Origin of the sequence: Ensifer sp. Root31, assembly GCF_001424825.1 — a bacterium.
GTDB lineage: Bacteria > Pseudomonadota > Alphaproteobacteria > Rhizobiales > Rhizobiaceae > Ensifer > Ensifer canadensis.
Genome location: NZ_LMCO01000012.1, coordinates 407,228 through 433,182, shown reverse-complemented (window position 1 = coordinate 433,182; position 25,955 = coordinate 407,228). Strand labels below are relative to the sequence as shown.

At 61.1% G+C, this 25,955-nt stretch carries 22 protein-coding genes, 1 pseudogene and 1 other annotated feature; of the genes and pseudogenes, 5 read left to right on the top strand and 18 right to left on the bottom strand.

Annotation, left to right across the window (positions count from 1 at the left end):
- The 11 genes from ASD00_RS13905 to ASD00_RS13855 all read right to left on the bottom strand — a co-directional run bounded on the left by ASD00_RS13905 (nucleotide 1) and on the right by ASD00_RS13855 (nucleotide 12,237).
- Nucleotides 1–1,068, bottom strand: coding sequence for an ABC transporter permease (locus tag ASD00_RS13905; RefSeq protein ID WP_025430261.1), 1,068 nt, complete (start codon nucleotides 1,066–1,068; stop codon nucleotides 1–3).
- Complete coding sequence (locus ASD00_RS13900) at nucleotides 1,068–2,612, bottom strand: sugar ABC transporter ATP-binding protein (protein WP_057207182.1); 1,545 nt, start codon at nucleotides 2,610–2,612, stop codon at nucleotides 1,068–1,070. Before ASD00_RS13900 ends, ASD00_RS13905 begins: the two co-directional genes overlap by 1 nt.
- A 2-nt stretch (nucleotides 2,613–2,614) precedes the next feature.
- Nucleotides 2,615–3,253: a DUF2291 family protein gene (locus ASD00_RS13895; RefSeq protein ID WP_057207181.1), complete on the bottom strand. Its 639-nt coding sequence runs from the start codon at nucleotides 3,251–3,253 to the stop codon at nucleotides 2,615–2,617.
- Nucleotides 3,254–3,322: 69 nt separating this feature from the next.
- Nucleotides 3,323–4,264: a D-ribose ABC transporter substrate-binding protein gene (locus tag ASD00_RS13890; RefSeq protein WP_057207180.1), complete on the bottom strand. Its 942-nt coding sequence runs from the start codon at nucleotides 4,262–4,264 to the stop codon at nucleotides 3,323–3,325.
- Between the two features lie 117 nt (nucleotides 4,265–4,381).
- On the bottom strand, nucleotides 4,382–5,209 hold the full coding sequence (locus ASD00_RS13885; protein WP_057207179.1) for a phosphogluconate dehydrogenase C-terminal domain-containing protein: 828 nt from the start codon (nucleotides 5,207–5,209) through the stop codon (nucleotides 4,382–4,384).
- A gap of 632 nt (nucleotides 5,210–5,841) precedes the next feature.
- Nucleotides 5,842–6,966, bottom strand: coding sequence for an ABC transporter substrate-binding protein (locus ASD00_RS13880; protein WP_057207178.1), 1,125 nt, complete (start codon nucleotides 6,964–6,966; stop codon nucleotides 5,842–5,844).
- Between the two features lie 62 nt (nucleotides 6,967–7,028).
- On the bottom strand, nucleotides 7,029–8,030 hold the full coding sequence (locus tag ASD00_RS13875) for an ABC transporter permease (RefSeq protein WP_057207177.1): 1,002 nt from the start codon (nucleotides 8,028–8,030) through the stop codon (nucleotides 7,029–7,031).
- Nucleotides 8,027–9,007 (bottom strand): ABC transporter permease, encoded by a 981-nt coding sequence (locus ASD00_RS13870; protein WP_057207176.1) that lies wholly within the window; start codon nucleotides 9,005–9,007, stop codon nucleotides 8,027–8,029. Before ASD00_RS13870 ends, ASD00_RS13875 begins: the two co-directional genes overlap by 4 nt.
- Nucleotides 9,004–10,518 carry a sugar ABC transporter ATP-binding protein gene (locus tag ASD00_RS13865; RefSeq protein WP_057207326.1) on the bottom strand — a complete coding sequence of 505 codons (1,515 nt, stop codon included), beginning with the start codon at nucleotides 10,516–10,518 and terminating at the stop codon, nucleotides 9,004–9,006. Before ASD00_RS13865 ends, ASD00_RS13870 begins: the two co-directional genes overlap by 4 nt.
- Nucleotides 10,515–11,363 (bottom strand): sugar phosphate isomerase/epimerase family protein, encoded by an 849-nt coding sequence (locus ASD00_RS13860; protein ID WP_057207175.1) that lies wholly within the window; start codon nucleotides 11,361–11,363, stop codon nucleotides 10,515–10,517. The genes ASD00_RS13865 and ASD00_RS13860 overlap by 4 nt, the downstream gene beginning before the upstream one ends.
- 7 nt (nucleotides 11,364–11,370) lie before the next feature.
- Entirely contained in the window at nucleotides 11,371–12,237 is an 867-nt protein-coding gene (locus tag ASD00_RS13855; RefSeq protein WP_158071660.1) for a sugar phosphate isomerase/epimerase, read from the bottom strand.
- Between the two features lie 162 nt (nucleotides 12,238–12,399).
- Here ASD00_RS13855 and ASD00_RS13850 point away from each other — a divergent pair, with 162 nt between their 5' ends.
- Nucleotides 12,400–13,434 (top strand): AraC family transcriptional regulator, encoded by a 1,035-nt coding sequence (locus ASD00_RS13850; protein WP_057207174.1) that lies wholly within the window; start codon nucleotides 12,400–12,402, stop codon nucleotides 13,432–13,434.
- Between the two features lie 1,108 nt (nucleotides 13,435–14,542).
- Here ASD00_RS13850 and ASD00_RS13845 read toward each other — a convergent pair.
- Nucleotides 14,543–14,788, bottom strand: a complete 246-nt coding sequence (locus tag ASD00_RS13845) for a hypothetical protein (protein WP_057207325.1) — start codon at nucleotides 14,786–14,788, stop codon at nucleotides 14,543–14,545.
- A 510-nt stretch (nucleotides 14,789–15,298) separates the two neighbouring features.
- Between ASD00_RS13845 and ASD00_RS13835 the strand changes: the two genes are divergently transcribed.
- The 3 genes from ASD00_RS13835 (at nucleotide 15,299) to ASD00_RS13825 (ending at nucleotide 17,934) form a co-directional block, all read left to right on the top strand.
- Nucleotides 15,299–15,547 (top strand): hypothetical protein, encoded by a 249-nt coding sequence (locus tag ASD00_RS13835; protein WP_057207172.1) that lies wholly within the window; start codon nucleotides 15,299–15,301, stop codon nucleotides 15,545–15,547.
- A gap of 181 nt (nucleotides 15,548–15,728) precedes the next feature.
- The gene (locus ASD00_RS38725) at nucleotides 15,729–16,025 is read left to right on the top strand and encodes a PRC-barrel domain-containing protein (protein ID WP_082523550.1); all 297 of its coding nucleotides are present in this window, start codon (nucleotides 15,729–15,731) and stop codon (nucleotides 16,023–16,025) included.
- Between the two features lie 316 nt (nucleotides 16,026–16,341).
- Nucleotides 16,342–16,397, top strand: a sequence feature (sul1 is cis-regulatory element that is thought to sense ions involved in sulfur or methionine metabolism; They are found in Alphaproteobacteria).
- Between the two features lie 70 nt (nucleotides 16,398–16,467).
- Nucleotides 16,468–17,934: a SulP family inorganic anion transporter gene (locus ASD00_RS13825; protein ID WP_057207170.1), complete on the top strand. Its 1,467-nt coding sequence runs from the start codon at nucleotides 16,468–16,470 to the stop codon at nucleotides 17,932–17,934.
- A 158-nt stretch (nucleotides 17,935–18,092) separates the two neighbouring features.
- On the opposite strand, the gene ASD00_RS13820 is transcribed toward ASD00_RS13825, so the two are convergent.
- The 3 genes and pseudogenes from ASD00_RS13820 to ASD00_RS13810 all read right to left on the bottom strand — a co-directional run bounded on the left by ASD00_RS13820 (nucleotide 18,093) and on the right by ASD00_RS13810 (nucleotide 20,852).
- A complete protein-coding gene (locus tag ASD00_RS13820; RefSeq protein ID WP_057207169.1) occupies nucleotides 18,093–18,674 on the bottom strand; it encodes a flavodoxin in 582 nt (193 codons plus the stop codon).
- A gap of 20 nt (nucleotides 18,675–18,694) precedes the next feature.
- Nucleotides 18,695–19,684: an aldo/keto reductase gene (locus ASD00_RS13815; protein ID WP_057207168.1), complete on the bottom strand. Its 990-nt coding sequence runs from the start codon at nucleotides 19,682–19,684 to the stop codon at nucleotides 18,695–18,697.
- 10 nt (nucleotides 19,685–19,694) lie between these two features.
- Nucleotides 19,695–20,852: pseudogene (locus tag ASD00_RS13810) on the bottom strand (aldo/keto reductase).
- 213 nt (nucleotides 20,853–21,065) lie between these two features.
- On the opposite strand from ASD00_RS13810, the gene ASD00_RS13805 reads away from it, so the two are divergent.
- Nucleotides 21,066–21,956: a LysR family transcriptional regulator gene (locus ASD00_RS13805; RefSeq protein WP_025430281.1), complete on the top strand. Its 891-nt coding sequence runs from the start codon at nucleotides 21,066–21,068 to the stop codon at nucleotides 21,954–21,956.
- Between the two features lie 280 nt (nucleotides 21,957–22,236).
- Here ASD00_RS13805 and ASD00_RS13800 read toward each other — a convergent pair whose 3' ends face one another.
- The 3 genes from ASD00_RS13800 to ASD00_RS13790 are packed head-to-tail and all read right to left on the bottom strand — an operon-like array spanning nucleotide 22,237 to nucleotide 25,954.
- Nucleotides 22,237–23,856 (bottom strand): dihydroxyacetone kinase subunit DhaK, encoded by a 1,620-nt coding sequence (locus ASD00_RS13800; RefSeq protein WP_057207167.1) that lies wholly within the window; start codon nucleotides 23,854–23,856, stop codon nucleotides 22,237–22,239.
- Between the two features lie 12 nt (nucleotides 23,857–23,868).
- Nucleotides 23,869–24,864: an ABC transporter ATP-binding protein gene (locus ASD00_RS13795; protein ID WP_025430283.1), complete on the bottom strand. Its 996-nt coding sequence runs from the start codon at nucleotides 24,862–24,864 to the stop codon at nucleotides 23,869–23,871.
- Entirely contained in the window at nucleotides 24,857–25,954 is a 1,098-nt protein-coding gene (locus tag ASD00_RS13790) for an ABC transporter ATP-binding protein (protein ID WP_057207166.1), read from the bottom strand. The genes ASD00_RS13795 and ASD00_RS13790 overlap by 8 nt, the downstream gene beginning before the upstream one ends.
- Between the last annotated feature and the right edge of the window lies 1 nt (nucleotide 25,955).

Sequence of the window (25,955 nt, the reverse complement as noted above, 5' to 3'; positions counted from 1 at the left end):
TCAGCCTGCCTTTGCCATCTGCATCAGGGCCACGCGCTGCTGCAGGCGGCGCTGTGCCTGGTCCACCACCACGGCGACGATGATCACGAGGCCCTTGATCACCATCTGCCAGAACGAACTCACGCCCATCATCACCAACCCGTCGGACAGAATGCCGATCACGAAGGCGCCGATGATCGTTCCGCCGATCGTGCCGCGCCCACCGGACATGGATGTACCACCGAGAACTGCCGCTGCAATAGCGTTGAGCTCGAGATTGGTGCCGGTCGCGGGATGCGAGGCCATCAGTTCCGAGGAGATGACGAGGCCGACGATCGCCGCGCAGAAACCGGAGAACATGTAGACGAACATCTTGACGCGGTTGACACGGATGCCCGACATGCGCGAGGCGCGCTCATTGCCGCCGACTGCGAAGATGTGCCGGCCGAGCGGCACGAAGCGGGCGAAGTAGGCCGCACCCAACGCCACGACGATGAGGATCCAGACGGAGACCGGAAGGCCGAGGATCGAGCCGGATCCGAGATAGCTGAAGCCCTGGTTGCCGAGGTCTTCCCGCCCGTTGAGATTGGGCAGGGTCTGGCCATCGGAATAGAGCAGCGCCATGCCGCGTGCGACATAGAGTGTGCCGAGCGTCGCAATGAAGGGCGCAACGTTCAGTCGGGTAATCAGCAGACCGTTGACCGCACCGATGAGGATGCCGACTGCCATCACGATGATCGCGACCTCGACGATATTGAAATAGACGGTGTAGCCGAGCGGCAGCGCCACGCCGTACATGATCAACCCGCCCGCAATCATGCCGCAGAGCCCGACGATCGAGCCGACGGACAGGTCGATGCCACCGGTGATGATGACAAAGGTCATGCCGATGGCGAGAAAGGCGTTCTGCGTCGCGTGTTTTGACATCAGGATCATGTTCGCGGTCGACAGAAAATTCGGCGCGAAGATCGAGAAGAAGATGATCACCGCGAAGAGCGCGATGAACGTCCTCAGCTTCATGAGCGTGAGCAGGGCCGCCCCAGTGGAGAGGCTGTTGCCAGCGGCGGCAGTTTGCGTTGCTGTCGTCATCACGCATGCATCCTTTTGGTTTTATGTCCCTCTGCGGAGGCCGAGATGACCATCTCCTCGGTGGCATCCTTGCGGTCGACCACCGTCACGAGGCGGCCATTGCTCATCACCGCGATGCGATCGGAAAGGGCCATGACCTCTTCCAGGTCGGAGGTGGAGAACAGGATGGCGAGCCCCTCGCCCGCCAGGCGCCGCATGGTGCGGAAAACGTCCGCCTTGGCGCCGACATCGATGCCGCGGCTCGGCTCGTCCATCAGCAGCACTTTCGGCCCGGTCATCAGCGCCTTGCCGATGACGACCTTCTGCTGATTGCCGCCCGACATCGAGGTGACGTCGAAGTCCGGGTTCTTCGCCTTGATCGAAAGATTGCGGATCGCGTCCAGGATCGCCTTCTTCTCAAGCTTGAGATCGATGTGGAAGCCACCCTTCAGGAACTGGCCGAGGCTTGCCATGGAAAGGTTGTCAGCAATCGACATGGACTGCACGAGGCCCTCGCGTTGGCGGTCTTCCGGGATCAGCGCCAGGCCCTCGCGGATGCGGCGGGTCGTGTCGCGCCCCTTCAGCTCCTCGCCCTCGACGAAGATTTTCCCCGTATAGTGCTCGTGGCGGCCCATGATGCATTCGAAAAGCTCGGAGCGCCCAGCGCCCATGAGACCGTAGATCCCCAGGATCTCGCCCTTGCGAACGCCGATCGACACATGGTCAACGGCATAGCCGCCCTGCGCGCGCGGCAGGCAGATGTTTTCGGTGCGAAAGACCTCTTCGCCCGGCTCGTGCTCGACCTGCTTGGCAAAATCCTTGGCATCCGATCCGATCATCGAGCGCACGATCCAGCGCGTATCGATGTCCTTGACCATGGCATGGCCAGTGATCTCGCCGTCCTTCAGCACCGTGATGTAGTCGCCGATGCGCATCAGCTCTTCCAGCCGGTGCGAGATGTAGACGATCGCAACACCGCGCGCTTTCAGGTCCGCAATCACGCGGAAGAGTACGTCGACTTCGGCGGCGCTGAGCGCCGAGGTGGGCTCGTCCATGATAAGGATGCGGGTGTCGAGCGATACGGCGCGAGCGATCTCGACGAGCTGTTGCTGGCCGATCGGCAGGTCTTCTGCAAGCGTTTCGGCGGAGATGCCTGCTTCCAGGCGATTGAGGAATTCGTTGGCTTTTTCCACCTGCGCCTTGTGGTCGATGCCGCGGAGGCCACGTGTGATCTCGCGGGTGGCAAAGATGTTCTCCGCAACCGAGAGATTGCCGAAGAGGTTCAGTTCCTGGAAGACGATACCGATGCCGTGGCGCACCGCGTCGGCGGGACTGTTCAGGTGGATGCGTTCGCCATCCATCCAGATCTCGCCGAGCGTCGGGCGCTCCACGCCGGCGATGATGCGCATCATCGTCGACTTGCCGGCACCATTTTCGCCGACGAGCACATTCACGGCACCGCGGCGAAGCTTCAGGTCCGCCTTCTTCAGCGCCACGATACCGGAATAGGCCTTGGTGATGTCCTTCAGTTCGAGAATGACGTCGCCGTCGTCGAGATTGGCCATCGTCAACCTCCCACGGTGATGGTGGCAGGCACGAATTGCGGCAACTGACCCTTGGCCGGCAGCGGATAGGCGCCGGTCGCTTTGAGCGTCTTGCCGGTGAGCCCTTCGCGCGAAAGCTTTTCAAGCAAGGCGCGGTTCACGTGGGTGTTGAAGGCCTTTCCGTACTGCGCCCATTCGATCTGGTTCTTGAACTCGTTGAAGTTCACGAATTTCAGGCTGTCGCGCAACGCCGTGCCGCGGATGGCCGGGCCGATCGAGACGCGCACGTCCGCCTTCTTGTCGCCGTCCACGTCCACATCAACGTAGGCCGCGCGTGATTTCGTCTCCTCGGCGACGATCACGCCGTCGACCTTGGCCGCAAAGGTCCATGGCGCGTTGCCCTGCTTTTCCTTGTGGCCGTATTTTTCCGCCGCCGCGTCCAGATTGTTTGCGGCAAGAGCGGTGACATCCTTGAACGCGCCTGCACGCTCGTCGAGATAGGGTACGACCTTCGCGTCCCAAATGTCGGCGACCAGCCTGTCGGGATTGAAGGCGCCTGCCGCCGCTTGCTTCTGTTCGTCCTCGGTCTTGACGAATTTGCAGCCGCCAAGCGCAAGCGCGCCGGCAAGCATGAGTGTACAGGCAGCCTGAAACCTCAGCATTCCCATTCTCCGTCATAAACAGCAAACGCGAGGCAGGGTTTTCCCCTGCCTCGCGCCATTGCGAGAGGATTATTCGGAGAGCGCGAAGGTTTCGAGCTTGCCGGCGTTGTCCGCTGTGATCAGCACGCAGTCCATCAGCTGCTTTTCTTCGGCCGGCGCCTTGCCGGTCGTGATGTACTCATGCGCCTGGGTGACGGCGAGCTGTGCCTGGGCATAGGCTGGCTGCATGACAGTTGCCTTGATGCCGCCCGCCTTGATCGAGTCGCGCACATCGTTCGACCCGTCGAAACCGACGACGATGACATCTTTGCGGCCGGCCGCCTGCAGAGCCGCGATCGCGCCCATGGCCATCGTGTCGTTGCCGGCGATCACGCCCTGGATGTCCGGATTGGCCTGAAGGATGGTCTCCATCTTGGAGTAGCCTTCGGTCTGGCTCCAGTTGGCCGACTGCTGGGCGACCATCTTCATGTCCGCATATTCGTCCATGACGTCGTGATAGCCCTTGGAGCGGATGCCGGCATTGAGGTCGGCTTCGCGGCCGAGCAGCTCGACATAGTTACCCTTCTCGCCCATCAGCTTGACGAACTCTTCGGCACCAAGCTGCGCGCCCTGGTAGTTGTTCGAGACGATCTGGGAAACAGCGACGCCCGTGGCGTTGATTTCACGGTCGATCAGGAAGGAGGGGATGCCCGCATCCTTGGCCTTCTTTACGGCGGCGATCGAGGCTTCCGAGCCGGCATTGTCGAGGATGATCGCCTTGGCGCCGCGGCCGATTGCCGTATCGATGAGTTGCGACTGCTTGTTGGCGTCGTCGTCATGAACGAGAACCAGTGTCTCGTAGCCGAGCTCCTTGGCCTTGGCTTCCGCGCCTACGGCTTCCGCCTTGAAGAACGGGTTGTCGTGGCTCGGCGTGATGATCGCGATGAGATCGGCAGCAAACGACGGCATGGCAACGCCAGCCGCCATGACGGCAGCAAAACCGATAGTGATCAGTCTACGGGTAATGTTCATGTTTCTCCTCCCAGTTAGCCCCGGTCTCCTTCGGCCATCCCCCCATTGAGAATGGCCTCCCGGTGCGATTTTTTGCCGGCGCGTGGCGCCGTCAACGCGGACCAAGCCCGCCGTAAATCAGGTGATGCGCTGGATGCTCGCGGCGATTTCCGCGGGCTCGAACACGCGCTTCCAGTCGTCCTTCATGAGCACGGGCTTTCCGAACTCGATCGCCTTGTTGCAGGCATCGGAGAAGACGCCCGGTGTCTCCTCGAAGATCACGGCGCCGAGCACGTTCATGTGGCCGAGCAGGAAGTCGCGGGCAGCCTCCTTGGAAACGCCGCGGCGCACGCATTCGTCCATTGCTTCGCGCATAACGACGAGCAGCGAAGCGCAGACCGTTTCGGACAGGCCCGGCTCCAGCAGCGCCATCTGCTCGACGGTGACGCGGTGCGAGCGCATGACCGGCGCCCAGATGACCTTGGCGATCTCTTCGCCGAGCGCATAGGCACTTTCCGGACCCTGCATCAGAGCGGAAACGATGTGCTGCTTGGCCGCGATGCCGCCAAAGAAATCGCGCTTGGCCGCTGGATCCGTCTCGTCATTGAAGATCGGCGGATGGCAGGGATGCGTGACGAAATAGGTAAGGTCCGCGCGCTCGGGCAAATGGCCGGCAAATGGGGCCGCGGCATCGAGCGCCACGACCATCATGCCCGGCTTCAGCCTGCCGGCAATGCCGGCCGCGACCTTGCCGATCGCAGTATCCGGAACCGCAAGAATGACGACATCGGCACCATCTAGGCCCTCATCGGCGGAAACGCAGGCGATGCCGAGATCCTTCGAAAGGCGCGCCTTGCCGGCGTCGCTCACTTCGACATGCCGGACATCGAAGCGCGAACCCTTCAGATTCTTGGCGAGCCGATAGCCCATTTTGCCACCGGCACCGAACAGCGCGATCGATGTCATCGAAGACCTCCCTAAATGCAAGTGACCGGAGCCAATCTCGTCCAGCCGAAACGTTCCTCCGCCGATCCCGGCGTAGGACTATATTTCTCAACTGGTATAACATGTCAACAGGTATCATAAGATACATGTTATCGAGATCTGCGAAACCGCGCCGGCAATAGGACGGCTCGATTGCAAGCCGGGTAGAGGCATCTGCCTGCACAAGGCCTGCCCACAAGAGGAGCCGCATCACAGACGTTCGACTACCAAAGCACTGAAACCCTCTGGGCTGATCCGCAACTGCTCACCGAAGAACGCAGGCGTACTCGGCGGCCGTCACCTGGCGGAGCGTGGCTTGACCTGAAACAGCTGGGACAAGTCGCCATGAGGACGGACGCAACCAACGTGGCATCGGCCTTCGGCGACGCGGAGGTTATAGCAAAGGGGCTGGCGTTGGTGACATTGACAGGCTGGGCGCAAAAGGCGTCACCTTTTCGCTCTGTAACCGGCCAGCGCTATGATGGTATGGCCTCGTTCAGATTTCCGGTCGGCCTGTACCCGGCAATTCGCGGGCCGAGGAACGTCGGCTCTATGGACCGGTCCAGCGAGGGAGACGACGGAAGGGGCCGCGCTGTCGCGCAGCCCTCTTCTTCTTACTGCCCACCCCATGCTGCCGGATAGTCGGGCAGCTTTTCGCAGCCGCACATGGCATGATGTAGCGGCGGCATCTTGTCGTTGACGTACTGGTCGAGCGTCTCGGCTGTGATCGCCGGCTGCGGCATCACCCATTCCGGACCCGGGACCGGTTCACCCTTCAGCACGTTCACGGCCGCAATGATGGGCGTGCGCCACTGATAGGTCGGGTAGGTCGGCGCGATCGCCTTGAAGCCTTCGGCCTTCCATTTCATCAGAAAGTCCTGCTGGTCCTCCCCGGTGATAACAGGCAGGGGCAGACCGGAGTCTTCGAAAGCCTCCAGCGCTGCAACGGCGGTGGCGCCGGCATCCATCCAGACCGCGTCGATCGTGCCGCGCTGCAGATAGTCCTCGACGATCGACTTGGTCTTGGCGTTGTCGCCCTCGGTGAACTCCTCGCCGATGACGTTCAGCCCCTTTTCCTTGAAGATGTGCTTGGCGGCGGACGCACGGGTCTCCAGTACGTCGACGCCGGGCACGATGCGCAGCATCAGCACGTTGGCGCCGGCCGGCGCATTGGCCGCCACGAATTCGCCTGCCTGGATGCCGAAGCCATAACCGCCGACCGGGTGGATGAAAGTGACCGGGCATTTTGTGTTGACGCCGCGATCGAAGACGATGACGGGCAGCTTGGCACAGGCCTTCTCGACGGCCGGGGTCAGCGCCGCGGTCGTGTTCGGCGAGACGATCAGAGCCGAGCATTTGCCGCCATTGATCAGATCGTCGATGTCGGAGATCTGCTTGTCGTCGGAGCCTTCGGCATCGACATGGATGAGCTCCTTGATTTCCGGATGGAGCTTCACTTCAGCCTGCATGTTCGTCCAGCCGGTCACGCGCCAGGCATTGTTGACCCCGGCGTTCGAGAAGCAGATCGTGTAGGGACCATCCTTCTTGAACTTTGCGGTGTCGGCCATTTGGTCACCGTAATATTGCGCCCACGGCTCCCCACCCGGGCCGTTGGCCTTTGCCGTCAAGAGCTCGCGCTGCCTGGCGAACTCGGCAGGATCGTCGAAGTTCAGCTGTTGGGCCTGCGCGGTGCTGGCGATGAGGGCAGCCGAAAGGGTGGCGGTCAGCAGTCTTTTCATGTCTCACTCCCATTTGATCATGATTTTTCAGTTCCTCCCGACGGCCCTTCGGCCGACGAAACTCAGGTCCCACCGGCGCGGTTGCGCCGATAGGTGGCAAGCACGACGGCGACGATCAGGATCACGCCCTGCACGACATCGCGCACCGGTTTCGGCAAGCCAATGAAATTGAGCAGCGTGAAGATCGCAGTCAGCGTCAACGCGCCGGCGATCGACGCGGGCACCGAGCCACGCCCGCCGAGAAGCTGCGCACCACCGATGACGCAAGCCGTGATCGCCTGCAGCTCGTAGCCGACGCCGACATCTGTCGAGACGCCCGCAAAACCGCCGAGCAGAATGCCGGCCGTCACGGCGCTCAGCGACGACACGACGAAGGCGGTGATGCGAACCCGCTCGAGCGGGACGCCCGACATCTGCGCCGCCCGCGGATTGTCGCCGATCGCATGCAGCATGCGGCCGAGATTGGTGCGATGCATGAGCCAGAACAGGCATATGCCGACCGAAAGCAGCACCAGCAGCGCAACCGGCAGGAACTGAATGAGCGGAATGCCCTGGATATTGACGCGCCCGAAGAAGCGGAAAGTCTCGGGCAGGTAGCCGCGCGGCGATCCGCTCGACCACATGAAGGCTGCACCGTTCAGAGTAATCATCATGCCGAGTGTGGCAATCAGCGAGGGGACCCTCAGAAAGCTGACGACGAGACCGTTGATCACGCCGACAGCGAGCCCGACAGCGTACATGACAGGGATCACCCACCATGTCGCATCGGCATTGTTGTTGAGCAGCATCGATGAACCGACCACTGTCAGCGTGATCAGCGAGCCGACCGAGAGATCGAATCCACCAGAGACGATGACATAGATCTGGCCGGCGGCGAGGATCGCCAGCGGCGCGGCACGCTTCAGGAAATTCATGTATCCGGGGGGCTCGACGAAATTCGGGTTCGACAGCGTGATGGCGACGAGCAGGGCTGCAAGCACGAAGAAGACGGGATTGATCTTCGGGAAGCGGCCGCTTCTCGAGGTGCCGGGCGTCTCTGCAGAGCCGATGGTTTGCTGAATCATGCCACTATCCTCTTCGAACGCACGGCGTAGAAGGCGACGGCTGCGACAATGATGATGCCACGCATCACCTGCTTGGCGAAGGCGTCGACGCCGGCGAGATTAAAGATGGAGTCGATCAGCGAGAAGATGATGACGCCCGCGACGGTGCCCCAGATCCCGCCCTTGCCGCCGGAGAGGATCGTCCCGCCGATGACCACGACGGCGATCGATTCCAGGTCGTATGCACCCTCCGTGCCGATCCAGGGCGAACCGGACTTCAGGCGACTTGCGAGATAAAGGCCCGCCAGTGACGCACACAGGCTGCAGATGATATGGCTCGCCATCACCACGCGGCCCGTCTTGATGCCCGCTGCACGCGCGGTGTCGCGATTGCCGCCGACTGAGTAGATGTTGGACCCGAAGCGAGTGAACCGCAGCAGGACCCAGGCAGCAAGAACGACCAGCGCCAGCATGATGAGGCTGAATGGCAATCCCAGCACAGTGCCATAGGCGAAGAACTGGAACGCATCCGGGACCGAACCTGCGAACTTGCCGTGGAAGGAAGCAAGGCAACCCTGAATGATGAGCGCCATGCCCAGCGTCGCGATGAGCGGATTGACCTCCAGCCTGATAATCAGCAGCCCGTTCAACGTGCCGACCAGAACACCCATCAGCAGCACCGCGAGGACGGCAGGCACCATCATCGCCGGATCACCGTTCATGATCGCCGACGAGACCACCGCCGACGCGGAAATGAGATGCGCCACCGACAGGTCTATCGAGCCGACGAGAATGGCGAAGGTCTGGCCGACAGCGGTCATGCCGAGCGCGATGGAGCGGTTGAGGATGGAGATCGCCGCTTCCGGTGTCAGGAACCGCGTCAAACCAAGGCTGAGCGCGATAGCGATGTAGATCAGAAGCGCGGCAGCGAGCAGCAGGGCCGGCGAATAGCGCTCAATGCGCGAAGTGGGGCGTTTGGTGAAGATCGCCGTGTTCATGCCGCCACCGCCTCTTCGCCGGTTGCAGCGAGCATGACATCGGCTTCCGACACGCCGCGCTGGAACGCTGCCACCAGTTCGCCGGCGCGCATAACGAGGATGCGGTCGGCAGCACCGAGCACCTCCGGCAGGTCGGACGAAATCATCATGATCGCCGTACCCTTGCGGGCGAGATCGCGCATGAGGTGGTAGATGCCGGCCTTGGCATTGACGTCGATGCCGCGCGTCGGCTCGATGAAGATCAGCAAGCGTGGCGCCAGAGCCAGCCAGCGCGCGACAATTGCCTTCTGCTGGTTTCCGCCGGAGAGCGCCTTGATTTCCTGGGAAAAGCTGCCCGCGCGCACGTCGAGGTCCTGCAGCAGCCTATCCATCTCCTCAGTGGAGGCGAACGCGGTCGCATCAGCCTTGCCCGCGAGAGCCGACAGCGCCCTTGCCGTCAGCATGCCATTGTCCGTGACCGACTGCATGAGCACCAGCCCTTCGGCCTTGCGATCGCCCGGCAAAAGGCCGATGCCTGCGCGGATGGCGTCGCGCGGGTTGGTGAACCGCGCCGGCTTGCCGGCAAGCAGCACCTCGCCCCTGATGAAGGGCGAAAAGCCGAAAATCGCCTGGGCGAGCGCAACGCGCCCTGCCCCCTGCAATCCGGCAAAACCGACGATCTCGCCGGCGCGAAGTTCGAAGGAAATGTTCTTCAGCCGCTCGTTGCCGGCATTGCGCACGGAGAGCACGGCATCACCAATCTCCTGCGACGTCGCCGGCGCCGCATAGAAATCGCCGATATCGCGGCCGACCATGGCGCGTACGATCACATCGGGCTCCGGCACTTCGTCGAAGCTCGCGGCCGTTTCGCCGTCCTTCAGCACAGTCACCCGATCGGCAAGCCGCGTGATCTCGCGCATGCGGTGCGTGATATAGACGATCGCCACACCCCTCATCTTCAGCGTGTCAACGAGGCCGAACAGCACCTCGCATTCCGCCTCGTTCAGGGCGGCAGTCGGCTCGTCCATCACGATCACCCGTGCATCGAGCGACACCGCCTTGGCGATCTCGACCAGTTGCTGGCTTGCGACATCGAGGTCGGCGACAACCGTGTCGGGTTCGATCCGATGCGACGAGCCGAACAGCGAGAGCACGCGTCGCGCCTCCTGGTTCATCGCCCCGTGGTCGACGAGGCCGAACCGCGTCGGCTCGCGGCCGAGAAAGATGTTCTGCGCCACGGTGCGCTCGGGTAGTAGCGAGAATTCCTGGTAGATCACCGCGATGCCGGCGCGGATCGCATCGAGCGGATGAGTGAAATGTCGCTCCTCTCCGCCCACGACGACGGCGCCGCCATCCAGTCGGTAGACGCCGGAGAGGATCTTCATCAGCGTAGACTTGCCGGCGCCGTTCTCGCCGGCCAGTGCGTGGACCTCACCCGGATAGGCAACGAAGCTCACACCTTTCAGCGCTTTGACGCCGGGAAAATTCTTGGTGATGCCGCGCATCTCGATTGCGGGAGAAGGAATGGTCATGCTTGTGCCCATGTCTTGCGAATGAACGTCGCGCTTTCGGAAAAGAGCGTCTCGAAATCGGGAAACAGCGGCCGCCAGACGCGGGTTGCCGTCGCGATTGCTGGAAGTCCGGCGCCGAATGCTTCAAGGGTCAGCCAGCCGTCATAACCGATCTCCTTCAAGATCTTGAACATTGCGGCGAAGTCTATGTGTCCCCGTCCCGGGATGCCACGATCGTTCTCGGAGACGTGAAAGACGCCGATGTCGCTGCCGATCAGGCGAATGGCCGCCTCCGGCCGACGCTCTTCGACGTTGGCATGAAAGGTGTCGTACATGATTTTGAAGGCTGGATGCCCAACCCGGTCCACATAGGAGCGGGCCTGCTCCATGGTGTTCAGGTAATAGGTCTCGAAGCGATTGAGGGGCTCGAGGCTCAGATGCATACCGTTTGCCGCAGCCCGCTCCGCCAGTGCCCGATGTGCGTCGGCGCCGTATTTGAGCTCGTCCTCGCTGGCCCCGGCCCCGGTGAAGAACCCGATCGGTGCATGGAAGGGCCCACCCATACTTTCGGCCCCAAGGGCGATGGCGCAATCCAGGGCCCAGTCGAGATGGGCAAGGCCGCGCGCTCGTACGTCCGCGTCACAACTGACCGGGTTGGCGTCCGGCGTCGGAACGATCGACGTGGTCGATCGGCCGATGCCGAGCGTGTCGAGCTCCTTGCCCAGGCGCTCATAGTGGCTGACGGCACCTTTAAGGACCGGGACCTCGACCCCGTCATAACCGAGGTCGCGCAGCCGTCCGATGCTGGCCAAGTGCCTGTCCTCGACGAAGTCAGTCAGACAGAGAAGGTTGATGCCTAGGTTCATGGCGCGCTCAGTGCAGCTTGATGCCGAGGTCGCGGCAGGTCGCGCGAATCCAAGACAGGGATTTCTCGATCATCGGGCCGGCGGCTCCCTCGCATTCCAGGCTGAGCACGCCGTCGTAGCCGTGATCGCGCAGTATCGCGAGGCAGGCCTTGATGTTGTCGGCATTGACACCATCGCCGAGCGCGCAATGGCTGACCGCGATGCCGGTCTGCCCGCCACGAACCGCAGCGGCGAGCGATTGCGAAACATCCTTGACGTGAACGTGGCTGACCTTGTCGACGAAGCGCGGCAGAAACTCCGTCGGCTCCTGACCGGCGATGAAGGTGTTGCCGGTGTCCATGTTCATGCGCAGCCATCGGGAATCGACGAAGGCAAGCATGCGCTCCATGAATTCGGGGCGCGTGGTGAAATGCCCGTGCGGCTCGATATTGACGATGATTTCGTGCGCTTCCGCGACCTCGATGATCTTCTCGTAGCTGCGCTTCATGAGCGCCATCGATTCTTCTTCGCTCAGCCCCGGCGGCATATGGAGCCCGTCGGTCGTGTCGACGCAAGGGCTGCCGGCCTGCGCGGCCCAGGCAATCGATTTCAGCACGTAAGGCACGCCGCGCAACGGGCCATCTTCGCCGGAAAGCGGATAGGCGGCATCGACCTGGGAGAAGCGCACGCCGTAGCGATCCATCTTCCGACGCAGCAGTGCGGGATCCTCGTAAAGCGCGACATGCGGCTGGTAGCCGAGCCCATGAATCCAGCTGACCCCGTCTATCAGGCCACACTCGATGAAGTGCACATCGTTGTCGCTCGCCCACTGCAAGCATTTTTCGAACGACCAATAGGCCGAGTTGAACGCGTCCGTGTGGAAACCTATCCGCACCGGCAAATCCTCCCTGATTCTCCTCCATGCCGTTGAGTTTCAACGACAAATCACGAAGCGCCTCCGTTTGCCGCTTGATGATGACGCAGCATTGCGCAATAAAGGAGCGTCCGCGTTCGAAATAGAGGACTGGTAAATTTTGAACATCGGCGGGGGAGAACGATGAGCAAAGTCAACAATGAGCGAGCCGTCGGCCGGCCGGCGGTTTTCCGTGAGCCGGGTGCCCTGCTCTATGCCGGGAACTGCCAGGACCTGATGAAGGCGTCTCTTGCCGGACAGGTCTCACTCAACGCATGGACGCGACGCGGCTATCCGGGCATCGACCTCGGCCACGCCCTACCGCAGGTCTGTTCCGTCGGCGGTTGGGATGCGACGAACCCGCAGGACTGGGGTCTGCGCGAACATTGCAACGAAGGCGTCAAGATCGCCTATCTCGCACGCGGCTCTCTCACCATTACGATGGACGGCCGCAAGACCACGCTCAGCGAAGGCCAGATGTTCGTCGTCCGGCCGTGGCAATTGCATGCGCTCGGCGACCCCAATATCGGCGCAAGCCATATCGTCTGGGTGCTGATGGACATGGGCGTGCGCCGCCCGCATGAAACCTGGCTCTGGCCCGATTGGATCGGCTGGCCGGAACGGGATCGCAGGCGGCTGAGCGAGCTTCTGTCCAAGAACGAGCAGATCTCCTATCTCGCCTCGCGCGAAGTCGCGCGCACCTTCATGGATATTCACGAGGTGGTGGCGAGCCGTGACATCCATGGCGGCGAAGCGCGCCTGCGCCTGCTGATCTCGATGATGCTGCTCCAGTTCCGCCAAATGCTGGAAAGCCAGGCGCCGGTGCTGGATCTGGCACTCGCAAGTTCCAAGCGCACGGTCGAGATTTTCCTCAAGCGCTTGAGGCATGCCCTCGACGAAGACTGGACCCTGGAGAACATGGCTGTCGAATGCAATCTCTCGCGCACCCAGTTCACCCAGCATTGCCAGGTGCTGACCAACATGACGCCTGTGCGCTACTTGCAGATGTTGCGCCTGAACGCGGCGCGCCAACTGCTCGAAAGTGGCCAGCAGTCCGTCACCAACGTTGCTTATGACTGCGGCTTCTCCTCGAGCCAATATTTTGCCACCTGCTACAAGAAGCGCTTCGGCTTCTCGCCCATTGAGACGCCGCGACAGCAGACGATGATGACCAGCTGAGCTCCGTCAGGAGGGATCCCCCTACCGAACGAAGATCTGGTTGGCACAGGGGCGCCGGCGCTATGCGCAAAGAGGGCTTTGGAAGGACCGGCGTCTCGAGCGTTACGCGGACATGGCCAGGATGACCATCAGCGACGAATCAAACCGGTTGCGGGACGTTTTTTTCCTATCCGGTTGGTCCTCGTCTTCGGCTGCAATCACACCTGGCCCTGGATCCACGCCAGGAATTTGCGAACAGCCTTCCCGTTGCCGCGCCGATCCAGATGCACGAGTTTGGTCAGGTCGTAGCTTTGACTGCCTGCGAGCTGACGACAACGTCAAATTCCGCCTCAACGGCCTTGCGACGACGGCGGCCTATCGAAGCAATCGAGTGTCTGCACTACGTAGATCCTTATCAGGCCAGGATACTTCGGGTTGCCCGCTGGTCTGCAAAGGATTCAAGGTCAGTCGTGCAAGAGCCTGGCCCTGCGGTACTCGAACTCAAATCGAAGGAGGAGACGTTGGAAGACGCTGAAATTGAAAGACGTGCCAGACAGCTATGGGTTAGAGAGAACCCTAATCGACCATGGCTCCCGCTATCTCAAAGGGCCGAACTCGGACAGGACATGTCGGCTAGTGCGTCCGAGGAAGACAGGAAGCGCTATATTGAACGGGTTCGAAGTGGCGAGTAGGCTCAAGCCACTAAGCTTGTGCTTCCGGGAAAGACGACGACTGAAACAGCGACGCCGCCAGCCAACGGCGGCCGCTCAATAGAGGCGCATGCGTCGGAGTAAATATAAGCATCGGGCCCAACAAAAAAGGCCGGGGCGCGCTGGCTCCGACCTTTTTTCTTTGTCGCTTCCAAGACTAGTGCCAGTACATCCGTGGTCACGAGTCGAAAGCAGTGCGCGATTGCCGGCGTGGAGTTATCTCATGCTCGACAGATGCGCGTATACCAGTTTTATAGGACGACGGGTTTTCCGAAACAAGTTGTCCGTTTGGGCTATGACCTACGCCATATGCAGCCAAATAGGGATCAGATACTCATCCTCGACCACCAAAATGAGTGGCAGCAGACAACGAGGAAAAGCCCCATCCGCGACCCGGTGAACCCTAGAAAACAGGACGATTACCTTCCCTCGGCCGCAGGCCAATCGTTTGAAGGTTCATCAATAGTGGTCTTCGCTGTGTCGTCGTCTGCGGGGTCTGGATCGCGGATCCAGGCGCTGCGCAGACCATCGACATCCTCAAGGATGGCGGCGAAAACATCTTCCTGCTGAATGCCTGCCACGACGAACAGGTCTACCAACCCCTCAAGTCGCAGTCGAAGATCCTCGCGCCATGCCTGCGGATCTTCCTCAATCGCAATCGTCATGTTCGACCTTTCTTGCGGCTCGTCGGCCATTGAGAAAAAGCGCATTCTCTAATCGGTCGGGTATGCGGCCCTTGGCAATGTGACGCCGCCGGCCTCTAGCTCTGTTTCTTCTTCCGCCGCGGCAAGTCGGGCACTGGTTGCGTCCAAAATAGCCGTCAGAAATTCTACACGGCCCCATCCGACCAAGTGGGCTTCTTCGACAAGGAGCTGCACCGCGTAGTCAACCGCCTGGTCGAGTTCGACCTTCCGCTCGGATGTGCCTGGGGGCTGATTTGGAGGATCAATCATTGCATTCCTCAAACCGAAGATGGTGACGTCACAGAACGCCTGAAATATGAACCCCGTGTTCGGAAAATCGTTCCAAAACTTCTCAATCGAAAATCCGGCTTTTCGGGTGCTCCGCAGCCCTACGCAGACGACGCACCGCCATTGATAAGGGCCGGTCGGCCATTTGTGGAACCTCCCCACCCCATTGTCAGTTCCTCCTTCACACCAACAAGGAGAAACTCCATGGCAAAGAATGACCTTACAGCCGGCTTCACCGGCACACCCACCGAACCACCTACTGGCGTTCGCAAAGTAGCAAAGACAGCGGGAGATGTGGTGAAGCGCGAAACCAGTGCTGTGGCTGCTGCGGCCGCGGACCACCCACATACCGCAACGGGTTTGGTGCTTACGATCGGCGCCCTTGCCTTCGCGATCGGCTACATTATGGGGCGATCGTCGATCGAGGACACTAGGCAGGGCTATTGGCGGTAGGAGGCGCGCTGGCGCTTGGAACGCTTTAGTGGATAGCAGCGTCTGTTTGCCGCTGTCCGCCCGTCTCGGCGGGTTAAGCGCGGCACGCCATCGCACTCAGACGCCGAGTACCAATCGCGCTCGAATGGAACACTTTCCTTCCAATTAGGTTTCACCAGTTCATTTCAAAGGAGAAACGAAGATGGATCACACTAATCACGTCCGCCTCGCAGCCACAGAACTCACGCCCGCAGTCCTGGAAGGTGCGACAGTTTACGGAGCGGATGACCATAAGGTTGGCAAAGTTGATCATGTGCATGGAGCGGGCGCCGGCAGCAGCGTTATCATTGACGTCGGCGGCTTCCTCGGCATAGGCGCCAAGCCGGTCGCGGTTCCCCTTACCGATCTCGATTTCATGCGGGATGAGGACGGCGACGTCCACGCTATCACGACATGGACCAAGGATCAGCTTAAGGAGATGCCCGAGCATCGCCATTAGCCACTGTAGCCCGGCCTATGTGCCGGGCTTCCTCCGACTGTGGTCAAAAGCACCGCAGACGGCGAATATCTCCGATCTGATCACATTCGTTCAACGTGCGCACATTGGCGGACTCCCTCACGGAGCTACGGTAAGTCCGCTACGAAGATAGCCGGATGCAACGTATGTCGCCGACCGCCACAAAACTCGCGCCTTGAGCGGCGATGAACCAGAGGTCTCGACAGCCAGCATGGTCGGCAGCTCCCAAATCGATGCGCGGCAGGCTCCGTTGCATGTTGCATTGCGAAATAAATGAGGTCATAAAAAAATCACTCACCACGGACCCGGTGAAACTCCGGGTGGCTCTTCTGGCCGCCGATCCGCCAGACCACGCAAAACCTGCATGCCAACTTCAGAACCGCTCGATCGAGCGCGTTCGCCATGCTTTGCGAGAACACATCAGATGCAATTTTCCTCCATCCGCCGGGATTGGTCCGCCGCCCCTATGCGCGAAATGCTCGCCGGGGCCGTCGCGACGTTCGCCTTGATCCCCGAGGTCATCGCCTTTTCTTTCGTCGCCGGCGTCGATCCTCAGGTCGGCCTATTCGCCTCCTTCATCATCGGCATTGTCATCGCTTTCACGGGCGGGCGTCCTGCCATGATTTCCGCTGCTGCAGGATCGGTCGCGCTCGTCGCAGCACCCCTCGTCCACGCGCATGGGCTGCCCTATCTCTTTGCCGCCGGATTGCTCGCGGGCATCTTCCAGATACTGTTTGGGCTCCTTCGGCTCGGCGTTCTCATGCGTTTCGTTTCGAAATCTGTCCGCACAGGCTTCGTGAACGCGCTTGCGATCCTGATCTTTGGAGCCCAGCTACCGCACATCATTGGCGGCGACTGGCTTGCCTACAGCATGCTGGCGGCAGGACTTGCGGTCATCTACCTTGCCCCAAGGGTCACCACGGCGATCCCATCGCCGTTGATCTGTATTTTGGTTCTGACCCTGGTATCGATCTCGTTACAACTCCCGGTGATGACCATTGCCGATCTCGGCAAGTTGCCTGACTCTCTTCCGATCTTTGGCTGGCCCACCGTTCCCCTGACACTGGAAACGCTGAGGATTATCGCAGGGCCGGCGCTCGCCATCGCCATGGTCGGCCTGCTTGAATCTATGATGACGGCCAGTGTGGTGAATGATCTGACGGGAACACCGAGTTCGAAGAACAGGGAGTGCACGGGACTCGGCATTGCAAATGCCGCGGCAAGCCTGTTCGGCGGGATCGCAGGCTGCGGCATGATCGGCCAGACCATCAGCAACGTGAAGTACGGCGGACGCGGCCGACTATCCACGCTGTTTGCGGGGGCCTTCCTGCTGGTGCTGATGGTGTTGCTGAAGCCATGGGTGTCTCAGGTTCCGGTCGCAGCACTGGTGGCCATCATGGTAATGGTGTCGATCGACACGTTCGATTGGTCTTCATTGCGCAGTGTGATCGTTCACCCCAAGGTGTCGAGCGCGGTCATGATCGCGACCGTCCTCGTCACGGTGTTTACCTCGAACCTGGCACTCGGCGTGGCAGTGGGCGTCCTTCTAAGTGGCGTTTTCTTCACATTCAAAGTCGCCCGCCTCTTGCGGGTTGAAACCGCGGTCGACGCTGCTGCCGGACGTTTGACATATCGCGTGTCGGGCCAGGTGTTCTTCGCGTCGGCCGACATCTTCGTCGAGGCATTCGATATAGAAGAGGCAAGTGGCATGGCTGTTCTGATCGACGTATCACAGGCACACTTCTGGGACATCACCGCCGTCGATGCTCTGGATAAGGTGGTGGGACGTTACAAGGCGCATGGTATCGCCGTGGATATATTGGGCCTGAACGAGGCGAGTGCCACGTTGATCGGGAGCCTGAATGGAGCGATGAAGCTTAAAGAGGTCTGATCCAGATTATTTGATCCTCAACAAGAGCTGGCCATGAACGCCAAGGACCATGGCCCTCTTTGTTAAGGTTCTGTCGGCCAACAGCGGCCATCACAATCGTCACGCTTTTGTGGCCGAAGCCGACCTGGGCGGCCGGTACCAAAAGCAGTATCCCGACCTCACTGGGGGGCACCCAAGCGGTCGAGCCAGTCTGTCACCCTTTCAATCGTCTGTCGTTCCTGCGGCGCCTGCATGGAGAAGCCCTCGACCAGGTTCACGGTCGGCGCGGGCGTTGCGAGGACCGACAGGCTATCGCCAAGCCCGTAACCGCCATGGGTGATGAGTGGCACAATGGTTTTGCCCGATAGGTCATGCGCGGAAAGAAACGACCGTATCACCGGAGGCGCCGTCATGCCCCAGATCGGAAAACCGAGGACGATCGTGGCATAGCTGGCGACGTTGTCCACCGTCGCCCTCAAGGGCGGCTTATAGCCTTGGTCGCGTTCCGATTGCGCCTGCGCGACCGTCTCGAAATAGTCGTCGGGATACGGTTGTTCCGGCTCGATCTCGAATAGATCTGCGCCCAGGGCACGGCGGACCTGCCGGGCGACAACCCGCGTGTTTCCGCTGCGTGAAAACACCGCCACGAGCGGCTTCTTGCCCTGTTGGGCCACGGTGGCGGACGCGCTGCCCGCCGCAAGGGTGAGGAACAGCGGCGCCGTGAGAAGGCCCCTCCGGGTCGGATTGCCGAAATCAGTCACGACGGTTCACCTGCCTTTGATTAGAGCCCGGTCATCTTGAGCGATGCTTCGGGAAGACGCTCGCCACGGACCTCGATTTTGGAGACCTCTGCATCGATCTCGGCAAGATCATTAGGCGCCAGCTCCAGATCGGCACTTTCAAGGTTTTCTTCCAACCGATGGAGCTTGGTGGTGCCAGGAATCGGGACGATCCAGGGCTTTTTCGCCAACAGCCAGGCGAGCGCGATCTGCGCGGGCGTAGCACCTTTGCGATCGGCCACTGCCTTGACCACGCCCACCGGCGCCATGTTCGCCTTGCGCGCTTCGGGTGTGAACCGCGGCACGTGGTTGCGGAAATCCGTCGGATCAAAAGCCGTGTTCTCGTCTATCTTGCCGGTGAGGAAACCGGCACCGAGCGGGCTGAAGGGAACAAAGCCGATGCCAAGTTGCTCGAGCGCCGGCAGAAGTTCGGCCTCCGGTGCGCGCCAGAACAGCGAGAATTCGCTCTGCACCGCGGTCACGGGCTGGACTGCATGGGCGCGGCGGATGGTCTGGACGCCGACCTCCGAGAGACCGAAGTGCTTGACCTTGCCTTCGGCGATAAGCTCCTTGACGGTGCCGGCCACGTCTTCGATCGGCACGGCCGGATCGACACGGTGCTGATAGAAGAGGTCGATGCGATCCGTTCTCAGCCGCTTCAACGCGGCCTCCGCCACCGCCTTGACATGTTCGGGGCGGCTGTTGGTGCCGCCGTTGCGCGCGCCGGTCTCAAGGTCGATGTCGAAGCCAAACTTCGTGGCAATGACGACCTTGTCGCGGATTGGTCGAAGGGCTTCCCCCAGCAATTCCTCGTTGGCGAAAGGTCCATAGGCTTCTGCCGTGTCGAAAAGCGTCACGCCCAGGTCGTGCGCGTCGTGGATGAGCTGGATCATCTCACTCCTATCCCCAACGGAGCCGTAGACGCCCGTCATACCCATGCAGCCAAGGCCGAGGGCCGACACTTCAAGATTTCCGAGATATCTGTGTTTCATTGTTTATGCCTTACTTCTTCTCAGGCGCCTCGACGGCCGAGTAGGCCAGAACGGCATCGGGCAAGCGCTGGCCGCGCACCTTTATGGCAGAGACTGCGGCATTGAGTTCTGTGGTCTCTTCGGCGCTGAAGCTGATCGACGTGGCGCCGATATTCTCAAGCAGGTGCGGCATCTGTGTCGTCCCAGGGATCGGTACGATCCACGGCTTTTGCGCCAACAGCCACGCAAGTGCAATTTGAGCCCGGGTCGCCTGCTTCCGGTCAGCCCAGTTATTCAACAATGTCACAAGCGCCAGGTTCGCCGGCAGGTTTTCCGGCGAGAAACGCGATTCGATCCCGCGGATGTCGCCCTCGGCAAAACGCGTCCGCGCGTCGATTGCACCCGTCAAGAAACCGACACCAAGCGGGCTCCATGGAACGAAACCGATGCCGTGTTCCTCGCAGACCGAAAGCACTTGATCTTCAGGCCCACGCCACAGCATCGAATACTCGCTCTGGACGGCCGACACGGGAAGTGCGGCGTGAGCGCGGCGCAATGTGTTAATCCCCATTTCGGAAAGGCCCCAATGCAGGACCTTGCCCTAGTCCATGAGGTCCTTGACTACATCAGCGACATCCTCGATCGGAACGTTCGGATCGACGCGGTGCTGGTAGAGAAGGTCGATGCGGTCCGTGCGCAGACGCTTGAGCATGCCGTCAACCACAAGCTTGATGTGATCCGGACGACTGTTGAGGCCGGGACGGCGCTCGCCGGTTTGGAGGTCGATGTTCCATCCGAATTTCGAGGTGATCACGACGGCATCTCGGAACGGTTCGATGGCTTCGCCAAGAATCCGCTCGCACTCATGCGGGCCATAGGCCTCGGCGGTATCAAAAAAGGTGACGCCGCGCTCGTGGGCCGCACGGATGATGTTGATCATCTCCAGCCGGGACGGGATCGTCATCTGATAGGTCCGGCCCATGTTCTGAACACCAAGGCCGACGCTTGAGACTTCCAGCGTTCCAAGCTTTCGCCGATCGCTCGACTGGACTGAGGCAGAACTGTCCGCGGTCCCTGCCTGTGCAAAGGCCGGCGAACTCGCACTGGCGAGCAGGGGAGCCACCGCAAGACTTCCCGCCGCGCCGATGAAGCCTCGACGGCCGATTGTCGTTGTGTCCTCATTCGTCATGTCTTTCGTCCTTCCCTGTGATCGGTTTGCAGACCGTTACCCATCGACCGTCGTGTTTCGGGGCCGAGTGCGTTGCGAACGCAGCCGGAAGAAGCTGGAAGAGATCCGAGTGTCCGGCTGCCCGCACCATTGAGTTCCAAGGTAGCGCGTGACGCCGATGGCGATTAGATGCCATAATCCGCATGAACCTTTTAGATGAGCTAACAAATCCAGATGGAAAACTTCAACGATCTCGCCGCCTTTGCGGTTATCGCCAGGGAGAAAAGCTTCACGCGGGCTGCTGCAAAACTTGGCGTCTCACCGTCGGCACTCAGCCAGACCATGCGCAATCTCGAGGAGCGACTGGGTCTGCGGCTTTTGACCCGCACGACGCGCAGCGTCTCGTCGACGGAAGCCGGCGAGCGCCTGCTGCGAACGGTTGCGCCGCGCTTCGAAGAGATCGAAGCCGAATTGGTCGCTTTGGGTGAGCTTCGGGACAAGCCGGCCGGGACGGTTCGCCTCACGGCCGGTGAACATCCCGCGATCTCGATCCTTCAGCCCGCGCTCAAACGATTTCTCCCTGATTATCCCGACATCGCGGTGGAAATCATCGTCGACTACGGCCTCACCGATATCGTCGCCGAAGGCTATGATGCCGGGGTGCGCATGGGCGAGCAGGTCGCCAAGGATATGATTGCAGTGCGCATCGGCCCCAATATGCGCATGGCGGTCGTGGCGTCGCCAGCCTATTTCGAGCGGCATCCGCTTCCACAAACCCCGCAGGACCTGACCGCCCACACCTGCATCAACATCCGTCTCCCGACCTATGGCGGGCTATTCCCTTGGGGTCTGGAAAAGGACGGACGCGAGGTGAAAGTGCGTGGAGAGGGGCAACTCGTGTTCAATAGCCTGAGCATGCGATTGTCCTCGGCCTTGGACGGACTTGGCGTCGCCTATATGCCCGAAGACCAGGTACTCGCTCATGTTGCCGAGGGGCGGCTGGTGCGCGTTTTGGAGGATTGGTGCCCCTCCTTCCCCGGCTATCATCTGTATTATCCGAGCCGTCGGCAGCAATCGCCTGCTCTCGCATTGCTGGTGGACGTTCTGCGGTATCGCGGCAGCTGAACGGACTGCGCTTGATGCCTGGAGCCCACGTCACACTGTAGTGCGTCAGGCACATGCGGAGCCCGGCAATGGCGAGGCAGTGAACGAAGAAGCCCGCGACAGAGTAGCAAAGGTAAGTGGCCCGGTGCGGCGCACCAAGGCACGATCCACCGTTTCTCGGCACTCAGCCGGCAAGGATTTGGTTGCCATCAAGGGCGATATCTCCGCTGCCAAGGCGGCGCAGTACCGCCTCGGCATGGATCTGGGCGAGCGCAACCTGCAATGCAGATGCGCTCGAGCATCACGCCGCCAGGTGTTCGAACAGCCGGGCGACGGCCTCCGCGCCCGGATCGACATGGCCCTCCAGTTGTCGCGCGTTGATATAAGCTGCGCGACCGGCATTGGCCTTGAGGAGCGTCGCCGTCAGGTTTGCTCCTTCCCGAGCCGCCAGGGCGGCCGAACGGACCCCGTCGCCGAGTGCGTCGAGAGCGGGGGAAAGCGCATCGACCATAGTTCGGTCGCCGAGACGCGCACCGCCGATTTCCTGCATCCGGGCAAGTCCTGCCTTCAGCGCATCGCGCATGGGAAGGCCGCTTGACGCAGCGTCGCCGGCTGCGGCGAAGAAGATCGCCAGCAGCACGCCCGACGATCCGCCCATCGTCTGGCTGAGTTCCTGGCCAATCGCCCGGTAGAGTTGGGTATGATCGGAGAGCGGCAGCCGGTCGATCGCATTGATCAGGGCGCGTGCGGCGCCAGCCAGTGTCGAGCCGGTATCGCCATCGCCCGACTTGGCATCCAGCGCATTCAGGTCTTCCTCGGCTGCAACCAGGATCCGGCAGCATTTGACAATGAACTCGCGTGTCTCCCTGTGTTCGGACGACAGCGGCGCAATTGGCGTCAAGCCGTCGGGCAGCATGTTGACGATGACCGGTTTGACCGTTGACACGCCGGGCCATGCCGCCATGGAAACCGGTGCGCTCAGCGCCGCTATTTCCGCTTCGTCAGCTGGATAGACGGACACCGAAAAACCATGCATGTCGAGAGAGGTCATCATCGACGCGGGACCGACGATGTGCGAAATCCGCGCTCCGATCGAGGACGTGATCAGTTCGTGCGCTAGTACCGACATTTCCAGCGTTGAGGTGCCGCCCAGATTGTTGATGAGCGCCACATAGGATCTATCCTCCATGGCCGCTGCAAGTTTGCTTACGGCTGCTTCCATGGCCAGTCGAGCGTCGATGAAGTCGACTTGCTCGACACCGGCCTCCCCATGGATGCCAAGCCCAAGTTCGGCCATGTGGGCCGGAATGCGGTCCTCCTTTGGGGATCCAGGAACCGTACATGTATCGAGGGACATGCCGATGCTCTTCGATCCGGCGGCCACGCGCCGGGCAGCCGCCGTCACCGTTTCCAGATCCGCACCGGCCTCGGCCAACGCTCCTGCAATCTTGTGAACGAAGAGAGTGCCTGCGACACCGCGTGCCTGCGGCAACTCGGGCAATGCCACGTCATCGCCGATGATGACCATGCTGACATTCAGGCCGAAGGCACGCGCGCGTTCGGCGGCGAGACCGAAGTTCAGTCGGTCACCGGTATAATTCTTGACGATCAGAAGGCAGCCGGCTGGACCGGTGACCGCGAGAATGCCGGCAAGAACGGCGTCGACACTGGGCGAGGCAAAGACGTCGCCACAGACGGCAGCGGTCAATATGCCCGCCCCGACGAAGCCCGCATGCGCAGGCTCGTGCCCTGCCCCGCCGCCGGAGACCAGCGCCACCTTGGACTTGTCCCAATCATTGCGCAGAACCACGCGAATATGCGGGTAGCCGTCGAGTCGTGCCAGCGAGCCGCCGCTTATCGCCAGCAGGCCGTCGATCGCCTCGGTGACGACGTCTTCCCTCTTGTTGATGAATTGTGCCATGTGATCCTTCCTCTAAGCTAAGCGCATGCCGGCCGCGTCGAAATAGAGCGGCTTGTCCGGCTGAATTTTCACGGTGTCGCCACTTTTCAGCCTGGTGTGGGCGTCGGTGACGGTGATGAGGTCGTTTTTCTTGAAGGACAGATGAAGACGGGTCTGGTCACCAAGATGCTCGACCCGCCGGACCAATGCCTCCTGGCCGCTGCCCTGTGTAATGTGCTCGGGCCGCAAGCCGATGTGCGCCGCTCTGGATGGTGCGCCGGGAAAAGTGTCGGCGGGAATAATGTTGATGCGGGGCTGGCCGAGCTTTGTTGCCGCATAGATGCTCACCGGATGCTCGTAGACTTCACGCGGGGCGCCGAACTGCACCAGCCGGCCTTCGTGAAGCACGCCGATATGCGTTGCCATTGTCATTGCCTCGATCTGATCGTGGGTGACATAAAGCAGCGTGGCGCCGGACTTGGCCTGGATATTCTTCAGCTCGACGCGCAAATCGGCCCTGAGCTTGGCGTCGAGCGAGCTCAAAGGCTCGTCCATGAGATAGATCTGCGGCGTGCGAACGAGCGCGCGGCCAATGGAGACACGCTGCATTTCGCCGCCCGAGAGCGCCGTCGCCTTGTTGTCGAGTTTGTGGGAGATCTGCAGAACCTCGGCGATCGCATTGACCTTGCGGTCAATCGCGTCGCGTGGCGTCTTCAATAGCGGCGATTTCAACGGGAATTCAAGGTTCTGCCGCACCGTCAGATGCGGATAGAGCGAATACTGCTGAAACACCATGGCGACGTTGCGCTGCGCCGGTGAATGTCCCTCGACTGAGTGGCCGCCGAAATAGATATTGCCGCTATCGGGGCGATCGAGACCGGACACCATGCGCAGCGTCGTGGTTTTTCCGGCGCCCGTCGGCCCGAGGAGAACGACGAAGGAACCGTTCGGTATCGTCAGCGACACGTTGTCGAGCGCTGTATGATTGCCAAACTTCTTCGTCACGTTTTCAAGAACGACGTCAGCCATGGCGCAACACTCCCTCATTGGCTTCGGACAGAAGCGCCTGCCCTTTCACGCCCTCAAATATCGTCAGGGTGGCGGGATCGAACTCAAGACCGATGACTTCCCCGGATCTGACAGCCTGCCTCGAGGGCGCACGCGCCTTGACCTCGCCGTTCGGCGTCGCCAGCGTAATGATCTGCGTGGTGCCGAGATATTCCGTGGCAAGCACTCTGCCGCGATACTCAGAGGAATCGGAAAAGCGGATGTGCTCGGGCCTCACTCCCATTGTCAGCTTGCCCCTGGCCCCTTGCCGCGATGACGGAACATCGACCTTCTTCCCCGAAAGCTCGACGACAGTGCCGCCGGCATCGATCATGCCGTCAAAATCGAAGAAGTTCATGGCCGGAGAACCGATGAATTTTGCCACGAATTTGGTTGCCGGCCAGTCATAGATTTCCTGCGGTTTGCCGAACTGCTCAACGACGCCGTGGTTCATCACCACGATCTTGTCGCCCATCTGCATGGCTTCCAGCTGGTCGTGGGTGACGTAGACAGTGGTCGCACCGATCCGGTCGTGAAGTGCACGCAGTTCCTCGGCCATATGCTCGCGGAACTCCGCATCGAGCGCGCCAAGAGGCTCGTCCATGAAAAACGCCTTTGGGCGGCGCACGATAGCACGGCCGAGGGCGACACGCTGGCGGTCGCCGCCCGACAATCCGCCGACCGGGCGGTCAAGGATCGTCTCGATCTTGAGGATGCGCGCCACATCTTCCACGCGTGCCTTGACCTCGGCCCGCGGCATGCCCTGGCTCAGCAGAGGGTAGGAAATGTTCTTGCGTACATTCATATGCGGATAGAGGGCGAACATCTGGAAGACGAAGGCGATGTCGCGCTGGCTTGCCGGCTTCATGCCGACTTCTTCGCCATCGATGAAGATTTCACCGCTGGTCGGCAGTTCCAGACCGGCCATCATTCGCAACGTTGTCGTCTTGCCGCAACCCGATGGTCCCAGCAGCATGAAGAATTCACCGTCCTCCACTGTGAACGAGGAGGACTCGACGGCAGTGAATGCTCCGAACTCCTTGCGCACATTCTGAATTCTGATCTGTGCCATG